The organism is Stenotrophomonas sp. MYb57, from assembly GCF_002966815.1.
Classification (GTDB): Bacteria; Pseudomonadota; Gammaproteobacteria; order Xanthomonadales; family Xanthomonadaceae; genus Stenotrophomonas; species Stenotrophomonas indicatrix.
This window is the reverse complement of record NZ_CP023271.1, coordinates 232,918-248,268: the sequence shown is the minus strand read 5'-3', so window position 1 is coordinate 248,268 and position 15,351 is coordinate 232,918. Positions and strand designations below refer to the sequence as shown.

Here is a 15,351-nt window from a genome sequence, read left to right as displayed (position 1 = left end):
GACGCCGCTCACAGTGCAGTTCCGTCGTGATGGGCATCCCGCTGCCTAGACTCGACCGGACCTGCATCTGGAGAGAATGTGATGAAACACGTGTGCGCTCTCATGCTGCTGGCCGCAACCCTGACCGGTTGCAGCAGCATCGGAGGCTATCCCGATTTCAGCGGCGGGATCGGCTATCCATCACATGAACCGGCCTATCCGCGCTATCCCGCCTATCCGCCCCCCGTACAAACCCATCGCGGCGATTCAAGCTCGGAAGTGGTGAGCTGCAGCAGCCGCGACCAGCGTCGCGCGCATTGCCATGTACAGGTCTCACAGAAGGACAGCGTGCACCTGATCAACCGCGAGTCACATGCCTCCTGCCTGCAGGGACGCGACTGGGGCGTGGACCGCGGCACGATCTGGGTCGACAACGGCTGCCGTGCAACCTTCCGCATCGAGCGCTACTACTGGCGATGAGCAGCAGGCCGGCCGGCCGGTCCGCACAGGGCCGGCCGGGCACCCACTCAGCGATCGAAGCCCAGCAGCAGCGGGTCGTGGTCGGAGCTGCGCCACGGGCCCTGCACGTTGCGGCCCTGGTAGCCGCTGGCGTCCTGCTCGTCGGCGTTGCTGTGCCACTCGGCGGCGCCGGCGAGGCGCTTGGCCATGGTCGGGCTGAGCAGCGCATGATCGAGGCGGCCGGTGTAGCCGTTGTAGACGTAGCTGTAGGGCTGTTCGACCTTGGCCACCTTGAAGGCATCCTGCCAGCCGAGGTCGTGCAGGGTGCGGATCGGATCTTCCATGGCGTAGGCGTTGAAATCGCCCATCAGCACCACGTCCTTCACCTTCAGGCGCGCGGCTTCGGCCTGCACCCAGGTGTTGAGCTGCCTGGCCGATTCCACGCGGGTGGCGTTCCAGCAGCCCTGCCCGTCATTGCGGTCGGCGTCGGCGCCGCTGGCATCGCGGCAGCCCTTGGACTTGAAGTGGTTGGCAACCACCATGAACGGCCCGCCCTTGCCCTGGAAGGCCTGTGCCAGCGGCGCACGGCTGTGTTCGACGAAGGGGCCGTCGAGCTTGGTCAGCGGCGTGCCGAGCGGCTTGAATTCGCTCTTGCGGTAGATGATGCCGACGCGGATCGGATTGCTGCCGGGGCCTTGGCCGGCATCGACGAACGCCCACTGTTTGTCTGCGGCGAGGCCGGCATTGAGCGCATCCACCAGTTCGGCGATGGCCGACTGCGGGCCGTAACCGTCGTTCTCCAGTTCCATCAGCGCGGCGATGTCGGCGCCCAGCGCGTTGACGGTGGCGACCAGCTTGCCGACCTGCGCCTTGTGCTCGTCCAGCGTGCGCGCGCCGCGCAGGGTCGGGAACCCACCGCCCTTGCCGTCACCATTGAAGAAATTCTCCAGGTTGAACGCAGCGATGTGCAGGCGGCCGGGTACGCTCGGCACGGCCGGGCGCTGCAGGTCCGGCAGCTTCAGTACACCGTCCACCTGCAGGCTGGGCCGGCCCTGCGCGTCCACGCGCACGGTGCCTTCCACGTTGCGCAGCTGCATGCCGGTACGCAGCACCGGGTTGCCCGGCAGGTAGGCGACGCTGGCCGGATCACGCATATCGCTGCCATCGTCCAGCAGCAGGCGGCGGCGCTGGTTGTCGGCCATCACCTGTTCGATCCCGGCACTGCCGGGCGCGGCCACTTCGGTCGGCTGCCACAGGCGGCCATCGAAGGCGACGGTGAGCTGGCCGAAGCGTTCCAGGCCATCGGTGCCGGCCAGGGTGAGCGGCGCGGCGATGCGCACGTGCTGCCCATCCAGCGCACGCCAGTCGGCCGGCGCGGCGGCCAGGGTGACAGTGGCTGGGCTGCGTGGCGCAGGCGCCGAGGTCGGCGCAACCTGTGGCTGGGCCTGGGCGAAAGCGGATGCCGGCATCAGCAGGGACAGGGCAAGGGCGAGGGAACGGCGACGCATCGACAGACGACTCCACGGAAGAGGCGCACAGACTAACCCCGAAATGCGAAACCCCGCCTGCGCAGCGGGGTTCCGGCCTTGGTGGGCAAAGCTGGGGTAGTGCCGGCCGCTGGCCGGCAACCTCATGACCTTCATGCGATGCGTGGCTGCCGGCCAGCGGCCGGCACTACCAAAGATCATGAGGCTGCCGGCCAGCGGCCGGCACTACCAAAGATCATGAGGCTGCCGGCCAGCGGCCGGCACTACTTCAGATTGCCCAGCATCCAGTCCACGGTGGCGTGGATCTGCTCCTCGGTGAGCGCCGGGTTGCCGCCCTTGGGCGGCATGATGCCGCCGTCGGGGCCGGTGTAGCCCTCGATGGCGTGCTTGTAGAGGGTGTCCTTGCCCTGCGCCAGGCGCTTGTCCCAGTGCGAGTGGTCCAGCGTCGGCGCCATGCCCACGCCAGTGGTATGGCAGGCGGTGCACAGGTTGTCGAAGATCACCTTGCCGTCCTTGGTACCGCCGTAAGCCACCTGCGAAGCGGCCTTGGCCAACGCTGCGGCCTTGGCCGCGGCCTGCGCGGCGGCGCCGGTGCTGCCGGCGTATACCGCGCCAGTGGGCGAGATGCGCTGTTCAGTGCGTTTGGCGGCGGTGGGCGACACCTCGGGCGGAATCCGGGTGTGGATGAACGCGGCCAGCAGGATCAGACCGAGGGTGATGGCCATCAACAGCGCGATCACCATGGAGAAGCGTTTCAGGAACTCCAGATCGTAATTCCGCACTCTTCGTTACCCCTGGCTGATAGTCGTTGGACCACGGCTGAGCGACTGCGTGATGGGCCGAGTATAGAACGCACGCCACGCACGACAACAGGCATCACGGCTGGTGCGGCGCAGCATGCGGCCGTGGCCGCGTGCGGGTGGCGCCGGACCGCGCCCGGCGATCGCGAAGCGCGGCAGAAGCCGCCCGGCACGCGCAACGGCGGCATCACCCTGCGCCAACAGCCCGCAGGCAGAAACTGCAGATGGCCTCGACCAGTGCGTCCTCGTCGCGGTGCGCTTCGCGGCTGGGTGCGGTCGGGCCCACCATCGCTTCGGTGAAGGCACCCACCAGGCAGGCGGCGGCAGCGTGCGCGTCCTGTGCCGGCAGTTCACCGGCCGCCACGCCCTCTTCCACCAGGCGCAGGAACACGTCACCGAAGGCACGGCGGCCGCGCATGCGCTCGGCTTCCACGTCCGGGTCCACCGGTTCGACGATGAAGGCATGGGCCAGGCCCGGGCCGGCCAGGGCACGGCGCACGAAGGCGGTGATGGCCTGGCGCAGGCGCACGCTGGCCGGCTGCGGCGCACTGGCGATGCGCTCCATGATCGCCACCTCATGGGCCACGGCAGCGTTGAGCACTTCCACGAACAGCTCGGCCTTGGACGGGAAGTGGCGGTAGATCAGGCCGGTGGAGACCCCGGCCTGGGTGGCCACGGCGGTTACCGGCGCGTTGCGCCAGCCGCCGGTGGCGACCAGTTCGCGGGTGGCCAGCAGGATCCGTTCACGGGCCCCGGCCAGGCGTTCTTCCATCAATGCTGAGCGTTTGTAGGCCATGTTCTGAGTCTGGTTTCAATTTTTGAATTTGTATTCACTTCTTACCCGAACCCCGCTACGCTGGGGTCCAATCGCCCGCGCGGGCCGCTGCTGTGAACGGCCGCCCGCTTCCCCTTCCGGGTGCGTCCATTCCCCACCTTCCCTCGTGGAGCCATCGCAATGCACGTGCCATCCCTGAACTTCGACCTCGGCGAAGATATCGACCTGCTGCGCCAGAGCGTGGCCCATTTTGCCGCTGCCGAGATCGCGCCGCTCGCGGCCGAGGCCGATGCAACCAACCAGTTCCCGTTGGCACTATGGCCCAAGTTGGGCGAACAGGGCCTGCTGGGCCTGACCGTGGAAGAAGAATACGGCGGCACCGGCATGGGCTACCTGGCCCACGTGGTGGCGATGGAAGAAATCTCCCGCGCCTCCGGCGGCATCGCCCTGTCCTACGGCGCGCACTCGAACCTGTGCGTGAACCAGCTGCGCAAGAACGGCACCGAAGCGCAGAAGCAGCGCTTCCTGCCGGACCTGTGCAGCGGCGCCAAGGTCGGCGCGCTGGCGATGAGCGAACCGGGTGCGGGTTCGGACGTGGTGTCGATGAAGCTGCGCGCGGACAAGCGCGGCGACCGCTACGTGCTCAACGGCAACAAGATGTGGATCACCAACGGCCCCGACGCCGACGTGCTGGTGGTGTACGCCAAGACCGATGTCGAAGCCGGCGCCAAGGGCATCACCGCGTTCCTGGTCGAGAAGGGCATGAAGGGTTTCTCCACCGCGCAGAAGCTGGACAAGCTGGGCATGCGCTCCTCGCCCACCTGCGAACTGGTGTTCCAGGACTGCGAGATCCCCGAAGAAAACGTGCTGGGCGCGGTCGGCGGCGGCGTGCGCGTGCTGATGTCCGGCCTGGACTACGAGCGCGTGGTGCTGTCCGGCGGCCCGCTGGGCCTGATGGCTGCAGCCATGGACGTGGTGATGCCGTACGTGCACGAACGCCACCAGTTCGGTGAGCCGATCGGCAGCTTCCAGCTGATCCAGGCCAAGATCGCCGACATGTACGTCGGCCTGGGAGCCTGCCGCGCCTATGTGTATGCCGTGGCGCGCGCCTGCGACCAGGGCCGTACCACCCGCCAGGATGCGGCCGGCGCGATCCTGTACGCCGCCGAGAAGGCCACGTGGCTGACCGGCCAGGCGATCCAGATCCTCGGCGGCAACGGCTACATCAATGAATACCCGACCGGCCGCTTGTGGCGCGACGCCAAGCTGTATGAAATCGGCGCCGGCACCTCGGAGATCCGCCGCATGCTGATCGGCCGCGAACTGTTCCAGCGCACCCTGTAAGGCACCCCATGAGCATCCTAGGCAGCCAGCTGCAACCGGGCAGTGAAACGTTTGAAAGCAACCGCGCGGCGATGCAGGCCGTAGTCGACGACCTGCACGCCACCCTCGCCCGCACCGCCCTAGGTGGAAGCGAGGCGGCGCGCGCCAAGCACACCGCACGCGGCAAGCTGCTGGTGCGTGACCGCATCGATGCGCTGCTCGACCCGGGCAGCGCGTTCCTGGAGATCGCACCGCTGGCCGCGCACGGCATGTATGACGATGCAGTGCCCGCCGCCGGCGTGGTCGCAGGCATCGGCCGGGTGAGCGGCGTGGAGTGCGTGATCGTGGCCAACGATGCCACGGTCAAGGGCGGCACCTATTACCCGGTGACAGTGAAGAAACACCTGCGCGCGCAGGAGATCGCCGAGCAGAACCACCTGCCGTGCATCTACCTGGTCGATTCCGGTGGCGCCTTCCTGCCGCTGCAGGACGAGGTGTTCCCGGACCGCGACCATTTCGGCCGCATCTTCTACAACCAGGCCAATCTCTCCGCGCAGGGCATCCCGCAGATCGCCTGCGTGATGGGCAGCTGCACCGCCGGTGGTGCCTACGTGCCGGCGATGAGCGACGAGACGGTGATCGTGCGCGAGCAGGGCACCATCTTCCTCGGCGGCCCGCCGCTGGTGAAGGCGGCCACCGGTGAAGTGGTGACGGCCGAAGAACTGGGCGGTGCCGACGTGCACACGCGCATTTCCGGTGTGGCCGACCACATGGCCGACAACGACCTGCAGGCGTTGGCACGGGTGCGCGCGATCATCGCCCAGCTCAACTGGCGCAAGCCCGAAGCCGCGATGGCGCTGCAGCCGGTGGAAGAACCGCTGCTGCCGGCGCACGAACTGTACGGGGTGATCCCGGCCGATACGCGCAAGCCCTACGACGTGCGCGAAGTGATAGCGCGACTGGTCGACGGCTCGCGCTTTGACGAGTTCAAGCCGCGCTATGGCGCAACGCTGGTCACCGGCTTCGCCCATCTGCACGGCTATCCGATCGGCATCATCGCCAACAACGGCATCCTGTTCTCCGAGTCCGCGCTGAAGGGCGCGCACTTCATCGAGCTGTGCACCCAGCGCAACATCCCGCTGGTGTTCCTGCAGAACATCACCGGCTTCATGGTCGGCCGCAAATACGAACAGGGTGGCATCGCCAAGGACGGGGCCAAGCTGGTGATGGCGGTGGCCTGCGCCAAGGTACCCAAGTTCACCGTGGTGATCGGTGGTTCGTTCGGTGCCGGCAACTACGGCATGTGCGGCCGTGCGTACTCGCCCAATTTCCTGTGGATGTGGCCGAACGCACGCATCGGCGTGATGGGCGGAGAACAGGCCGCCAGCGTGCTGGCCACGGTCAAGCGTGATGGCATCGAAGCCAAGGGCGGGCAGTGGCCGGGCGAGGAAGAGGATGCGTTCAAGGCACCGATCCGCGACCAGTTCGAGCAGCAGGGCCACCCGTACTACGCCAGTGCGCGCCTGTGGGACGACGGCGTGATCGATCCGGTCGATACCCGCCGGGTACTGGCCTTGGCCCTGTCGGCCAGCCTCAACGCCCCCCCGCAGCAGACGCGCTTCGGCGTGTTCCGCATGTGACCTGTGCCATGACCGAGTCTGTTGCCATGTTCAGCAAAGTCCTGATCGCCAACCGCGGCGAGATCGCCTGCCGCGTCATCGCCACCTGCCGCCGCCTCGGCATCGCCACCGTGGCGGTGTATTCCGATGCCGACCGCAATGCGCGCCACGTGCGGCTGGCCGACGAAGCCATCCACATCGGCCCGGCGGCCGCGCGCGAGAGCTACCTGCGCAGCGATGCCATCCTCGACGCCGCACGCCGCAGCGGCGCGCAGGCCATCCATCCCGGCTACGGCTTCCTGTCCGAGAACGCCGACTTCGCCGACGCCTGCGTGGCGGCCGGCATCGCCTTCATCGGTCCGCCGGCCAGTGCGATCCGCGCGATGGGCGACAAGAGTGCAGCCAAGGCACTGATGGCCAAGGCCGGCGTGCCGTTGACGCCGGGCTACCACGGCGACCAGCAGGCGCCGGAGTTCCTGCGCGCCCAGGCCGACGGCATCGGCTATCCGGTGCTGATCAAGGCCAGCGCCGGCGGCGGCGGCAAAGGCATGCGCAAGGTCGAGCGCAGCGAGGACTTCGTCGATGCGCTGGCCAGCTGCCAGCGCGAGGCGGCCTCGGCGTTCGGCAACGACCACGTGCTGGTCGAGAAGTATGTCGAGCGCCCGCGCCATATCGAAATCCAGGTATTCGGCGGTGGCCAGGGCGAGGCGGTGTATCTGTTCGAGCGCGACTGCTCGGTGCAGCGACGCCACCAGAAGGTGCTGGAAGAAGCGCCGGCCCCGGGCATGAGCGCCGACCGCCGCGCCGCGATGGGCAAGGCCGCCGTCGATGCCGCGCGCGCTGTGGGCTACGTCGGTGCCGGCACGGTGGAGTTCATCGCCGGCCCGGACGGCGATTTCTACTTCATGGAAATGAACACCCGGCTGCAGGTCGAACACCCGGTCACCGAGTTCATCACCGGCACCGACCTGGTGGAGTGGCAGCTGCGCGTGGCCGCTGGCCAGCCGCTGCCCAAGCGCCAGGACGAACTGGCCATCCACGGCCACGCTCTCGAAGCACGCCTGTATGCCGAAGATGCCGACCGCGGCTTCCTGCCCTCCACCGGCACCCTGCGCCGCCTGCGCCTGCCGACCCCGTCGGCCAACGTGCGGGTGGACACTGGTGTGGAAGAAGGCGACAGCATCACCCCGTACTACGACCCGATGATCGCCAAGCTGATCGTCTGGGACGTGGACCGCGACGCCGCGCTGCGGCGCATGAGCCAGGCCCTGGCCGACTGCCAGGTGGTGGGCGTGACCACCAATGCCGGTTTCCTGCGGCGCCTGGTGCAGACCGACTCGTTCGCCAACGCCAAGCTGGATACCGCGCTGATCGAGCGCGAGCAGGCCGCACTGGCGGTCACCGGTGACGGTGAGCAGGCGCTGTGGGAACTGGCAGCGATCGCCGCGGTGGCAAGCACACCTGCCGCTGCCGCCGATGCACGCGACCCGCATTCACCGTGGCAGGCACAGGATGGCTGGCGGCTGGGCGTGCCTGCCGCGCGCTTGGTGCCGCTGCAGCAGGCAGAGCGGGCACACACGCTGAAGGTATGGACCACTGCCGATGGCTGGCGCGTGCAGTGCGGTGACGCAGCGCCGAAACAGGTGGTCGGCCATGCCGATGGCCAGACCCTGTCGGTGCAGATGGACGAGCGTCGTTGGCGGCTGCAGCTGCAGCGCGACGGCGATCAGCTGTACCTGTTCGCCAGCGATGGCCAGCACCGCTTCACCCTGCACGACCCGGTGGGCGAATCCGAGCAGGCCAACGCCGATGCCGGCAGCCTGCTGGCACCGATGCCCGGCAGGATCGTCGCAACGCTGGTGGCGGCGGGCACGCAGGTCAAGCGCGGCACGCCGCTGGTGGTGCTGGAAGCGATGAAGATGGAGCACACCCTGCAGGCACCGGCCGATGGCACGGTGAAGGGCTATCGGGCCAAGGCCGGCGACCAGGTGGGCGACGGCGCGGTGCTGGTGGATTTCGAAGCAGCGTGATGGAGGGTCGGCCGGGCGTTGTCGATCAACGCGCGGCCGGCCACACCTGGCCAAGCGGATCAAGTTCGGCCGTCACCCGCTCGGCTGCACGCCAGCCAAAGCCACAGACCGCCAGTACGCCTTCGGCCATCGGCTGCAGGCCCAGTGCCCGCTCGGCCTCGGCCTCGTTGATCGCTGCGGTGACGAATGCGCCCAACCCCTGCGCGGTTGCCGCGCTGTAGATCGCTTGCGATACATGGCCGGCATCCAGGGTGATCGCGCGGTAGGCCTTGGCGTGGCCGCGATACTTCCAGAACATGCGCTCGAAGCGGCACGCCAGGATCAGCTGCACCGGTGCGTTGGCGAACCAATGCTGCCCGGCCAGCAGGCGCTGGCAGAAGCTGTCCAGGTCGCCGGGCTGCACTGGCATGGGGCCCAGTTCGTGTGCGGTGGCATGGTAGTGGTAGAGGCCCGACGGCAATCCCTCCACATTGCGCGCCACCACATACGCTTCCACTGGATGCAGACTGCCGGCAGACGGAATGTTCTTCTTCAGGAAGCGCACACCGGGTTCGGTTTCCACCTGCGCCTGTGCCATCAGCACCTGCTGCATCAGCCGGGCCAGCATCGGCAACGGCACGGCGCGTGCAGCGTCGAAGTTGCGGCAAGTTGCACGTGCCTGCAGCTGCGCCTGCATCGGGTCCTCGTCACAGCGTGGCAAGGACCGTGCGCCGGGCCGGCGGACCGGTGCTTCGGCGGGCGGCGGGCCGAAGCTGCGCACCAGGTCCTGCGCGGTCATCAACTGGCTGCGTTCCATGTCGCCGACACTGTCCACACCGTCCCAGCGCGAGTGCTGGTAGTGCAACGCCGACAGCGGCCACCACTGGCTGTCACGTACCTGCTGTTCGACTGCTGCTGCCTCGGCATGCACCGGATCGTCGCTGACCAGCAGCCCCTGCTCCAGCAGCGCCAGCACGCGTTGACGTGCCTTCGGCTCTGCCGGTAGCGGCTGCCACTGCTCCGCGCTGCACTGGAGCAGCCACAGGCAGCTGACCGCATCAACCGTGCGCGGCGTCGGCAGATGCGCTGCCCGCACCTGCAGGGATCGTTCGAAGCCCACGCCACTGCCGCCGGCAAGCAGCGCATCCAGGTCGAAATGCGCCCGCTCCAGCGGTTCGACGATCATCGTCCTGCAGCGACGGAAGTTCATTCGATGCGCATCCGGGAGCATGGTAGGCCGGCGATCATAGCGTGGTGCCGGATACTCACCATCAATTCCCCCTGCGCGCAGCCGATACTGTTTTTTTCCCCTCCCTGCCGGTAGTGAACCATGTCCCGTTCTCCTCTCTCCCCCGAAGTGGTCCAGACCCTGCTCAAGCAGCTGTCCAGCGACGATGCCTTCCGCAGCGCCTTCGCTGCCGACCCGGCCAAGGCACTGATTGCGCTGGGCGCAGATGCTGACAGCGTGGGTGCGTGCAACACGCCGCTGGACTCGCTGGGCGGCAAGGAAGAGTTTGCCCGGGCGGCGACGCTGTTGAGCGAGCGCTTGGCCGTGACCGGACCGTTCAAGGTGCCCTTCATGTTCGAAAGCGGCCTGAAGGGGCTGCAGGACTGATCCGCCCTCAGGGTATTCCTGCCTGCTGCGCGCTGGCCGCATCGGCCAGCCGGCGCGCATCGGCCACATTCAATGGCAGCAGGACCAGAGCACCGGCGTCTTCGGCGAAGGCCAGGCCGGTGCGCTGGCGCAACCAGCGTTCCCGGCGCTGCACCGCCTGATCGCGGCCGAGGGCGCGATCGATATCCAGCTGCAGCACATGCCACTGGTACAGCGTGCCGTTGGCCAGTGGCTTCAGCAGTGCCGAAGCGGCCTCCGCATTCCCGGCATCCAGCTCGCCGCGCGCGCGAAGCAGCAACCACAGTTCCTGCAGCCGCGGGTCGGTACTGCGTTCAACCAACGCCTGCAGTGCCGGTCGGCGCGAGCGCAGCTCGGCGTCCAGCCCGGCGCGCTGCAGGTGGTAGGCCACCGACAGCGCAATGAAAGCGCGATGACGCGGCGCAGCGCCGACACCCTCATCGACCGCCGCCAGGGTGCGGTCCAGCAACCGTGCGTACTGCAGCCGGGACCCGCTGCCGCCGGCCTGTGCAGTCCACGCCAGCGACTGCAGGGCCAGGATGTCGCACAGCTCCGGCACTTCGCCACACTGCGCTACGGCCTGGGTCATCTCAGCGGCCGCATCATTGGCCCGACCCTGCAGGGCGAGCAGGCCGCTGTACTCCATCCGCGCGCCGAGCCCGCGCGAGGTGATGGCTTCACTGCGCTCGTGCGCCTTCTGTGCCTCGCCATCCAGCAGCAGCGCGACCGCCTCCAGCATGTCGCCGTGCCAGTTCGGCAGCGCGCCTGCTTCCTTGAACGCAGCGACGGCGGCCTTGACCTCGCCACGAGCAAGCTGGGTGCGGCCAACAAAGGACAGCACCAGCGCACGGTGTGTCTGATGGCGTTCCAGCAGCGGCATCATGTCGGCAAGCGCGCCGTCATAGTCGCCATAGGCAAACAGGGCCATGGCGTGATTCATCCAGCCGGCCGGATCATCTGGATACAGCTGGGTCAGCATCCGCCACTTTTCCGCACTGCGCTGCGGGGGAGCGCCGCTGAAGTCTGCCCCCCAGGCGTCCAGATACAGCTGGTCGCGCGCACTCAACCGCGTGCGCCCCGACACCGCCTGGCGGTACAGTTCGCCGGCCGCCGACACGTTGCCCATGGCGTACTGCAGCCGCATCTGCCCGATGTAGGCAAAGGTGAATTGGGGATCCAGGCGGGTCGCCTGCTGGAAGAACAGCAGCGCTTCATCGAAACGCTCCTGCGCCAGTGCATCGCTGCCTTTGGCGTAGGCATGCAATGCATCGAGATTGGCGGTAGCCACCGTGGGCAGGGGTTTCTGCTCGCGGCTGACATCGTGCAGCGCCTCACCCAGGTCGCTGCGCAGCGCCTTCACCACGGTGTCGGTGGAGGCCAGGATCGAATCCAGGCCATTGCCATCGGCGAAATGCGTGTACACCGTCTGCCCAGTGCGTGGGTCCACGACCTCCACGCCCACCCGTACCTTGCCGTTGAGCTCAAGCACGGTGGGCATCAGCACCGCACGCGCGCCATCGCGCAGCGCAACCTCGATCGCCAGTGCGCGGTCCAGCCGTGCATTGGCCGGGCGCTGCATCAGCTGCAGGGTGTCACGCACCTTCAGTTCACTGAGGATGTTGACGAAGCGCGACTGGCCCAGGCTGATGTAGAGCGCCTGTTCCAGGCTGGAATCCAGCTGCGGGTAGGCCGTGCTGTTGCTGACCGCCGCCAGGATCACCCAGTCGCGCTCGGCGAACGCGATCGCCGGCGCCGGCCGCAGCAGCGTCCACATCACCACGGCCAGCACCACCGCCAGTGTCGCCTCGGTGAACAACGCGGCGGGGCGACGCCACAGCGGCAGATCACGCCAGGCCTTGTCCCCCGAACGCGGTCGGCGCAGCGGCGCGCGGCCACGGATGCCTACTTCGAACACCTGCTGGCGTTCGCCGATGCCCTTGAACCGCCAGAGCCCATGGTCCTTCCAACGCAGTTCGTCCGCAGTCCAGGGCAGCTCGCTGCCGGCCCGCCGCGCCATCTGTTCGGCCGCTGAGGACAGCAGCACCTGCCCAGGCCACGCCAGCTGCATCAAACGCGCGGCCATCGGCTTGGCCAGACCCTCGACCTCCACCGGCTTTGCGCCGTGGGCAACGGCCTCGGCACTGTTGTCCCACAACAGCACGTCGCCCACGTGCAGGCCGGCGCGCGCACGCAGCACGATGCCACGCTCGTGGCCCATCGCGTCGACCGCGTTCTGGTAGGAAATGGCGAAACCGATGCCATCGATGGGACGCTCGAAAAGAACGAACAATCCATCGGACCGGTCGATCAGCTGGCCGTTCCAGTGCTGCTGCAGCCCCAGCACCAGGCGGTCATGCTGCTGGAAGAATTCGGCTGCGGCGACATCGCCGATACGCTCCACCAGTTGCAGCGAATCACACAGGTCGGTGAACAGCAGCGCCCGCAGCTGGGCGTTATGCGGGGCCGACGTTCCGTTGTCGCCATTCATCGCCAGGATCTCCGCTCAGTGTCCATCCGGGCCATTGGCCCACCGCAGGCAGTTGCCGCCTGCGCGCTTGGCTTGGTACAGCGCACGATCGGCGCGAGCGTACCACTCGCTCCAGTCCGCGTCAGGGGCCAGCAGGCTGGCACCGATGCTGGCCAGGCTGACGTGCGGGGTGCCATGGCTGCGCTCGAGCAGGCCGTGCACCGCGCTGAGGATGAATTCAGCCGCGTGCTGCACGATCTCGACATTGGCCCGGCGCAGGATCAGGCAGAACTCGTCGCCGCCCAGGCGGCAGGCCAGGTCATGTTCGCCGGCCATCGAGCGCAGGATGTTGCCCATGCTCTGCAGCACCCGGTCGCCGGCCTGGTGGCCGTGGCGGTCGTTGATCTGCTTGAAGCGGTCACAGTCGATCAGCAGCAGCGCCTGCGGCGGCCCCTCTTCCTGCGTGCGGCATTCCTGCAGGAACAGGGCCAGGCCACGGCGGTTGTGCAGGCCGGTCAGTTCGTCGGTGCGCACCAGCTCACGCGTGTGGGTCAGCTGGTGGGTGGTGATGTACAGGTTGTCCAGCGCGGCTTCCAGGTCATGGTTGCGCCGCCGCAGTTGGCTGATCAGGGCCTGCTCGTTGGTCAGCACACGCAGGATCGTGCGCCGCAGGAAGTAGGCCACCAGCCCCGGGTCGGACTCGACCAGGCGATGGAAATCAGCCGGTCCCAGCTCCAGCACGTGGCAGTCGGCCATCACCCGCGCGCTGGCGCTGCGCGGATGGTCGCCCATCAACAGGCCGAGCTCACCGAAGAACTCATGCCGGCCGAGTGTCTTGAGCACCAGGTCCTCGCCGAAATCCAGCTCGATCAGGCCTTCCAGGATGATGTACATGCACTCGCCGCGATGGCCGCGGTGGAACAGCCACTGGCCCGCCTGCAGCCGGCAGGGCTGGGCAAACCGGGCAAACAGGGCGACCTCTTCGTCGGAAAGCAGCGCATGCACGATCTCGGCCATCGCCACCTTGGCGATACCGGTTGTCGTGTCGATGTTCTCGGCCGCACCCCTGCCGGTCATTCCCTGCACCCGCCGCCAGCGTCCCCTGGTGAGCCGCGGAGCATATCAGTGAATCAAACTGTGCGCCGCTTCTCATTTTTGTGAAGACGCGGTGCCCCGCCCTGCATGGCTCAACCGTGCCCATTCACATGCGTTGGGCGCAGGAAGAAAGAAAGCCATATCAATAGCTTGCGGTGACCGCGACGCCGATTGTCGCAGCAGCCGCAGATACAACAACGCCGGCAGATCCCCCGATCTGCCGGCGTCGTCTGGCCCTTCCCTGGCCACCCTGATCAGTCCGAGCCCTGGTCGCGCCGGCCGCTGACCGCTGGCCGACAGCATCAAGGACTGCGGTAACACAAAGGGTTGCCGGACAGCGGCCGGCACGACGGGATCACGCAGCCCGTTCGCTGCGCTCGCCATGGAACTGCTCTTCCTCGGTCGAACCGGTCAGCGCCGTGGTCGAGGACTGCCCCTGCTGGATCGCCTGGGTCACCGCATCGAAGTAGCCGGTGCCGACCTCGCGCTGGTGCTTGACCGCGGTGAAGCCGCGCTCGGCCGCTTCGAACTCGGCCTCCTGCAGCTCCACGAAGGCGCTCATCTGCCGGCGCGCATAGCCGTGCGCCAGATTGAACATGCCGTAGTTCAGCGCATGGAAACCGGCCAGGGTGATGAACTGGAACTTGTAGCCGTAGCTGCCCAGCTCCTTCTGGAACCTGGCAATGGTGGCGTCGTCCAGGTTCTTCTTCCAGTTGAAGCTGGGCGAGCAGTTGTAGGCCAGCAGCTTGCCGGGGAACTTCGCATGGATCGCCTCGGCGAACTTCCGCGCGAATTCCAGGTCCGGCTTGCCGGTCTCGCACCACACCAGGTCGGCATACGGTGCGTAGGCCAAGCCGCGGCTGATGGCCTGGTCCAGGCCGTTGCGGGTCTTGTAGAAGCCCTCCACGGTGCGCTCGCCGGTGGCGAACGGCTTGTCGTTGCCATCGATGTCGCTGGTCAGCAGATCAGCCGCCTCGGCGTCGGTACGCGCCACCAGCAGGGTCGGCACGCCCAGCACGTCGGCGGCCAGCCGCGCGGCGTTGAGCTTCTCGATCGCCTCGCGGGTCGGCACCAGCACCTTGCCACCCATGTGCCCGCACTTCTTCACCGAGGCCAGCTGGTCTTCGAAGTGCACGCCGGCGGCACCGGCTTCAATCATCGCCTTCATCAGCTCGAAGGCGTTGAGCACGCCGCCGAAACCGGCTTCGGCGTCGGCCACGATCGGCTGCAGGAAGTCGATGTCATCCTTGCCTTCGGCATGGTGCAGCTGGTCAGCACGCAGCAGCGTGTTGTTGATGCGCTTGACCACCGCCGGCACCGAATCGGCCGGGTACAACGACTGGTCCGGGTACATCTGCCCGGCCAGGTTGGCATCGGCCGCCACCTGCCAGCCGGACAGGTAGATCGCCTTCAGCCCGGCCTTCACCTGCTGCATGGCCTGGTTGCCGGTCAGCGCGCCGAGCGCGTTGACGAAGTCGCGCTCATGCAGTGACTTCCACAGCTTTTCCGCGCCCAGCCGGGCCAGCGAATGCTCGATATGGACGGTGCCACGCAGGCGCACCACGTCGGCGGCGCTGTAGTTGCGCTGGATGCCTTCCCAGCGCGGATTGGTGTCCCAGTCGTGCTGGATCTGTTCGGCAGTGGGCAGCGTGCTCATGTCTATCTCCAGTTCGGTTCGTGCGGATGCAGCGGGGAAGGAAGCGGC

The 15,351-nt window shown here is 67.5% G+C and carries 12 protein-coding genes; 5 read left to right on the top strand and 7 right to left on the bottom strand.

Going from position 1 to position 15,351, the window contains the following annotated elements:
• The first annotated feature begins 102 nt into the window (after positions 1-102).
• Positions 103-459, top strand: a complete 357-nt coding sequence (locus CLM74_RS01080) for a DUF3011 domain-containing protein (protein WP_051501705.1) — start codon at positions 103-105, stop codon at positions 457-459.
• A gap of 47 nt (positions 460-506) precedes the next feature.
• Here CLM74_RS01080 and CLM74_RS01075 read toward each other — a convergent pair whose 3' ends face one another.
• From CLM74_RS01075 to CLM74_RS01065, 3 genes are all read right to left on the bottom strand, one after another.
• Complete coding sequence (locus CLM74_RS01075) at positions 507-1,946, bottom strand: ExeM/NucH family extracellular endonuclease (RefSeq protein ID WP_105163260.1); 1,440 nt, start codon at positions 1,944-1,946, stop codon at positions 507-509.
• A 242-nt stretch (positions 1,947-2,188) separates the two neighbouring features.
• Positions 2,189-2,707, bottom strand: coding sequence for a c-type cytochrome (locus CLM74_RS01070; RefSeq protein ID WP_025875793.1), 519 nt, complete (start codon positions 2,705-2,707; stop codon positions 2,189-2,191).
• Positions 2,708-2,912: 205 nt separating this feature from the next.
• The gene (locus CLM74_RS01065; protein ID WP_025875794.1) at positions 2,913-3,521 is read right to left on the bottom strand and encodes a TetR/AcrR family transcriptional regulator; all 609 of its coding nucleotides are present in this window, start codon (positions 3,519-3,521) and stop codon (positions 2,913-2,915) included.
• A gap of 159 nt (positions 3,522-3,680) precedes the next feature.
• On the opposite strand from CLM74_RS01065, the gene CLM74_RS01060 reads away from it, so the two are divergent.
• Genes CLM74_RS01060 through CLM74_RS01050 form a run of 3 tightly spaced genes read left to right on the top strand, consistent with a single transcriptional unit; the run spans position 3,681 to position 8,472 of the window.
• Entirely contained in the window at positions 3,681-4,844 is a 1,164-nt protein-coding gene (locus CLM74_RS01060) for an isovaleryl-CoA dehydrogenase (protein WP_025875795.1), read from the top strand.
• Positions 4,845-4,852: 8 nt separating this feature from the next.
• Complete coding sequence (locus tag CLM74_RS01055; RefSeq protein ID WP_032978141.1) at positions 4,853-6,463, top strand: carboxyl transferase domain-containing protein; 1,611 nt, start codon at positions 4,853-4,855, stop codon at positions 6,461-6,463.
• Between the two features lie 26 nt (positions 6,464-6,489).
• Positions 6,490-8,472 carry an acetyl/propionyl/methylcrotonyl-CoA carboxylase subunit alpha gene (locus CLM74_RS01050; protein ID WP_105163259.1) on the top strand — a complete coding sequence of 661 codons (1,983 nt, stop codon included), beginning with the start codon at positions 6,490-6,492 and terminating at the stop codon, positions 8,470-8,472.
• A gap of 25 nt (positions 8,473-8,497) precedes the next feature.
• Here the strand turns inward: CLM74_RS01050 and CLM74_RS01045 are convergent, their stop codons facing one another.
• Positions 8,498-9,661 (bottom strand): putative peptide maturation dehydrogenase, encoded by a 1,164-nt coding sequence (locus CLM74_RS01045; RefSeq protein WP_158684089.1) that lies wholly within the window; start codon positions 9,659-9,661, stop codon positions 8,498-8,500.
• Between the two features lie 120 nt (positions 9,662-9,781).
• On the opposite strand from CLM74_RS01045, the gene CLM74_RS01040 reads away from it, so the two are divergent.
• Complete coding sequence (locus tag CLM74_RS01040; protein ID WP_080150340.1) at positions 9,782-10,066, top strand: NHLP-related RiPP peptide; 285 nt, start codon at positions 9,782-9,784, stop codon at positions 10,064-10,066.
• A gap of 7 nt (positions 10,067-10,073) precedes the next feature.
• Here CLM74_RS01040 and CLM74_RS01035 read toward each other — a convergent pair whose 3' ends face one another.
• The 3 genes from CLM74_RS01035 to aceA form a co-directional block, all read right to left on the bottom strand.
• Complete coding sequence (locus CLM74_RS01035; RefSeq protein ID WP_105163258.1) at positions 10,074-12,572, bottom strand: putative peptide modification system cyclase; 2,499 nt, start codon at positions 12,570-12,572, stop codon at positions 10,074-10,076.
• A gap of 15 nt (positions 12,573-12,587) precedes the next feature.
• On the bottom strand, positions 12,588-13,628 hold the full coding sequence (locus CLM74_RS01030) for a GGDEF domain-containing protein (RefSeq protein WP_025875806.1): 1,041 nt from the start codon (positions 13,626-13,628) through the stop codon (positions 12,588-12,590).
• A 373-nt stretch (positions 13,629-14,001) separates the two neighbouring features.
• Positions 14,002-15,303 carry an isocitrate lyase gene (aceA, locus tag CLM74_RS01025; protein WP_025875808.1) on the bottom strand — a complete coding sequence of 434 codons (1,302 nt, stop codon included), beginning with the start codon at positions 15,301-15,303 and terminating at the stop codon, positions 14,002-14,004.
• Between the last annotated feature and the right edge of the window lie 48 nt (positions 15,304-15,351).

What these genes read in the sequence shown, in the direction of transcription:
- CLM74_RS01060 (WP_025875795.1), top strand. Translation starts at nt 3,681, where the DNA reads ATGCACGTGCCATCCCTGAACTTCGACCTCGGCGAAGATATCGACCTG.
- CLM74_RS01035 (WP_105163258.1), bottom strand. Translation starts at nt 12,572, where the DNA reads ATGAATGGCGACAACGGAACGTCGGCCCCGCATAACGCCCAGCTGCGG.
- CLM74_RS01080 (WP_051501705.1), top strand. Translation starts at nt 103, where the DNA reads ATGCTGCTGGCCGCAACCCTGACCGGTTGCAGCAGCATCGGAGGCTAT.
- CLM74_RS01045 (WP_158684089.1), bottom strand. Translation starts at nt 9,661, where the DNA reads ATGAACTTCCGTCGCTGCAGGACGATGATCGTCGAACCGCTGGAGCGG.
- CLM74_RS01030 (WP_025875806.1), bottom strand. Translation starts at nt 13,628, where the DNA reads ATGACCGGCAGGGGTGCGGCCGAGAACATCGACACGACAACCGGTATC.
- CLM74_RS01065 (WP_025875794.1), bottom strand. Translation starts at nt 3,521, where the DNA reads ATGGCCTACAAACGCTCAGCATTGATGGAAGAACGCCTGGCCGGGGCC.
- CLM74_RS01075 (WP_105163260.1), bottom strand. Translation starts at nt 1,946, where the DNA reads ATGCGTCGCCGTTCCCTCGCCCTTGCCCTGTCCCTGCTGATGCCGGCA.
- CLM74_RS01055 (WP_032978141.1), top strand. Translation starts at nt 4,853, where the DNA reads ATGAGCATCCTAGGCAGCCAGCTGCAACCGGGCAGTGAAACGTTTGAA.
- CLM74_RS01050 (WP_105163259.1), top strand. Translation starts at nt 6,490, where the DNA reads ATGTTCAGCAAAGTCCTGATCGCCAACCGCGGCGAGATCGCCTGCCGC.
- CLM74_RS01040 (WP_080150340.1), top strand. Translation starts at nt 9,782, where the DNA reads ATGTCCCGTTCTCCTCTCTCCCCCGAAGTGGTCCAGACCCTGCTCAAG.
- aceA (WP_025875808.1), bottom strand. Translation starts at nt 15,303, where the DNA reads ATGAGCACGCTGCCCACTGCCGAACAGATCCAGCACGACTGGGACACC.